The organism is Citrobacter sp. wls826, from assembly GCF_005281245.1.
Taxonomy (GTDB): Bacteria; Pseudomonadota; Gammaproteobacteria; order Enterobacterales; family Enterobacteriaceae; genus Citrobacter; species Citrobacter braakii.
This window is the reverse complement of sequence record NZ_SZWS01000037.1, coordinates 1-3130: the sequence shown is the minus strand read 5'-3', so window position 1 is coordinate 3130 and position 3130 is coordinate 1. Positions and strand designations below refer to the sequence as shown.

Here is a 3130-nt window from a genome sequence, read left to right as displayed (position 1 = left end):
TCCCCGCCGCGAGGCGACGGGGAGGAAGTATTACAGCTCTTGTTCAAACAGTTCCAGAATGGCTTCGTACAAATCTTTTACCGTAAAACCCTTAGCTGGGGTGGTGAAGATGGTATCGTCACCGGCAATTGTACCCAGAATACCTTCCGCTTTACCTAATGAGTCCAGCAGACGTGCAATCAACTGAGCAGCGCCAGGGCTGGTATGAATAACCACAACTGCATCGTTGTAATCGATATCCAATACCAGATTTTTCAGTGGACTGGATGTTGTAGGTACCCCTAACTCTGCCGGCAGGCAGTACACCATTTCCATTTTCGCATTGCGGGTACGCACGGCGCCGAACTTGGTCAGCATGCGAGAAACCTTGGACTGATTGATATTATCAAAGCCCTGATCCTGCAACGCGAGGACGATTTCGCCCTGAGAGCTGAACTTCTCTTCTTTAAGCAGCGCTTTAAACGCCTTTACTAATTCTTCTTGTTTTGCCGAGCTTCGCATAAGTCACCCGTAATATGGCGGTAGAAACAACATTATTGTGCATACAGATGAATTTTTATGCAAACAGTCTGCCTTGTTCAAGGCTGAAATAATGTTATGAAAGAGCGGAATTTTATCAAATTTCGTTATCAAGAAACATGCCTGTGTCACGGCTCGCAAATAAGGTTAAAAGTAAATTAAATGTTATCAAATTGATGTTGTTTTGAGAGGTGGGTAGGGTATATTGTCAGCACCTGTTGGAAAGTTGCTCTACTGTGCGGGTGGTTTTGAATTACGTAACTTAGGTTTTATTTTACGTAAGTTAAATGCATAAAAGCCAAATTTGCGTGACTACGCATTCTTGACGCGTGGTTGTTGTATTCGTTGGATTTGTGAATTAAGGTCGCCGCCGCGGAGCAATAGACACTTTGCTTATCAATATAATAAGGAGTTTAGGATGAAAGTTGCAGTCCTCGGCGCTGCTGGTGGTATCGGTCAGGCGCTAGCATTACTGTTAAAAACCCAACTGCCTTCAGGTTCAGAACTCTCCCTGTACGACATCGCTCCAGTAACGCCTGGCGTGGCCGTTGATTTGAGCCATATCCCTACTGCTGTGAAAATCAAAGGCTTCAGCGGCGAAGACGCTACCCCTGCACTGGAAGGTGCTGATGTGGTACTGATCTCTGCGGGTGTTGCACGTAAACCGGGTATGGATCGTTCCGACCTGTTCAACGTTAACGCCGGTATCGTGAAGAACCTGGTGCAGCAGGTTGCTAAAACCTGCCCGAAAGCATGTATCGGTATTATCACCAACCCGGTGAACACGACCGTTGCTATCGCTGCAGAAGTGCTGAAAAAAGCAGGCGTATACGATAAGAACAAACTGTTTGGCGTGACCACGCTGGACATCATCCGCTCCAACACCTTTGTTGCGGAACTGAAAGGCAAGCAGCCTGGTGACGTTGAAGTCCCGGTTATTGGCGGCCACTCTGGCGTGACCATTCTCCCGCTGCTGTCACAAATCCCTGGCGTGAGCTTCACTGAGCAAGAAGCGGCTGACCTGACCAAACGTATCCAGAATGCGGGTACAGAAGTTGTGGAAGCTAAAGCCGGTGGCGGATCTGCAACTCTGTCTATGGGTCAGGCCGCAGCACGTTTCGGCCTGTCACTGGTTCGCGCGCTGAGCGGCGAAAAAGGCGTGGTTGAATGTGCTTACGTTGAAGGCGACGGCCAGTATGCTCGCTTCTTCTCTCAGCCGCTGCTGTTGGGTAAAAACGGCGTAGAAGAACGCCAGTCTATCGGCAAGCTGAGCGCATTTGAGCAGAGCTCGCTGGAAGGTATGCTGGATACGCTGAAGAAAGATATCACCCTGGGTGAAGAGTTCGTTAAATAACGCCTTTATGTAGGCCGGATGGCGGTGTTTAACGCTTTATCCGTCCTACAAATATCGCGAATTTGACGCATAAAAAAACCGGAGCTATCTCCGGTTTTTTTACATCATTTCGTTTGTGATTTAGTTTGTAGCCGGGTATTCCTGAATCGTTACCTGCAGCGTCAACTGCTTGTCATCACGCATCACGACAACAGAGATAACAGAACCTGGGCGAATCTCTGCCACCTGGTCCATGGTCTCCAGCGCAGATACCGCCGGTTTGTTATTGACCGAAATAATCAGATCGTTAACCTGAATTCCTGCCTGCGCAGCCGGACCATCTGGGGCTACTTCGTTAACTACAATCCCCTGAATTTGATCCATCCCGCCGCCCTGGGCGTGCAGTGGCGCAATTTCGCGACCGCTGATGCCGATGTAGCCACGAATCACGCGCCCGTCACGAATCAGCTTATCCATGATTTTGGTTGCCAACTGAAACGGAATAGCAAAGCCGATCCCTTCCGGGGTTTCACCATCGTTGCTCTTATCAAATGACAGCGTGTTAATACCCATTAACTCGCCCAGCGAGTTGACCAACGCGCCGCCGGAGTTGCCGTGGTTGATGGAGGCATCCGTTTGCAGGAAGTTTTGCCGTCCAGTCGGGTTCAGGCCAATACGACCGGTGGCGCTGATAATCCCCTGAGTGATGGTTTGCCCAAGGTTGTACGGGTTACCAATGGCGAGGACGACATCGCCGATGTGCGGCACGCGTTTGTTATTAATTGGAATTGTCGGCAGTCCGCCAGTCGCGTTGATTTTCAGCACCGCAAGATCGGTTAACGTATCAGAACCCACTAGCAGCGCTTCGAATACACGCCCATCCTGCAACGCGACGATGATTTGGTCGGCATCATTAATGACGTGCTTATTGGTAATGATATAGCCGCGCTGATCCATGATAACACCTGAGCCGAGTGTGCGGATCTCAAGCTGGTTATGCGCTGTGCTGTTCATACTACGGTTATAAACGTTAACGACGGCAGGCGCTGCACGGCGAACCGCCGGGTTATAGCTGGCGGGCGTTTCATCTGCACTGTCGAACTGTGGCGCGGTAAGCGTATTTATTTTTCGCAGAGAGGGCATCGCGGCCAGCAGAATAGCGCCGACGATTAAACCAATCGCGACCGAACGTAAAAGCTTCACAAACATGATGGCGGCGTCATTAATAAAGGGAACGGCAGCAGCATATCACGAGTTTACCGGACATCACACGGGGGG

General features: G+C 50.1%; 3 protein-coding genes. 1 reads left to right on the top strand and 2 read right to left on the bottom strand.

Going from position 1 to position 3130, the window contains the following annotated elements; genetic code table 11:
* Window positions 1–30: 30 nt before the first annotated feature.
* A complete protein-coding gene (argR, locus tag FDW87_RS08890; RefSeq protein WP_003025162.1) occupies window positions 31–501 on the bottom strand; it encodes a transcriptional regulator ArgR in 471 nt (156 codons plus the stop codon).
* A 436-nt stretch (window positions 502–937) separates the two neighbouring features.
* Between argR and mdh the strand changes: the two genes are divergently transcribed.
* Complete coding sequence (gene mdh, locus FDW87_RS08880) at window positions 938–1873, top strand: malate dehydrogenase (RefSeq protein ID WP_008785953.1); 936 nt, start codon at window positions 938–940, stop codon at window positions 1871–1873.
* Window positions 1874–1993: 120 nt separating this feature from the next.
* On the opposite strand, the gene degS is transcribed toward mdh, so the two are convergent.
* Entirely contained in the window at window positions 1994–3061 is a 1068-nt protein-coding gene (gene degS, locus FDW87_RS08875) for an outer membrane-stress sensor serine endopeptidase DegS (RefSeq protein ID WP_003025154.1), read from the bottom strand.
* Window positions 3062–3130 lie beyond the last annotated feature (69 nt).

Bases quoted from the DNA above. Each gene is read 5' to 3' on its own strand.
- argR (WP_003025162.1), bottom strand. From the start codon at position 501: ATGCGAAGCTCGGCAAAACAAGAAGAATTAGTAAAGGCGTTTAAAGCG.
- mdh (WP_008785953.1), top strand. From the start codon at position 938: ATGAAAGTTGCAGTCCTCGGCGCTGCTGGTGGTATCGGTCAGGCGCTA.
- degS (WP_003025154.1), bottom strand. From the start codon at position 3,061: ATGTTTGTGAAGCTTTTACGTTCGGTCGCGATTGGTTTAATCGTCGGC.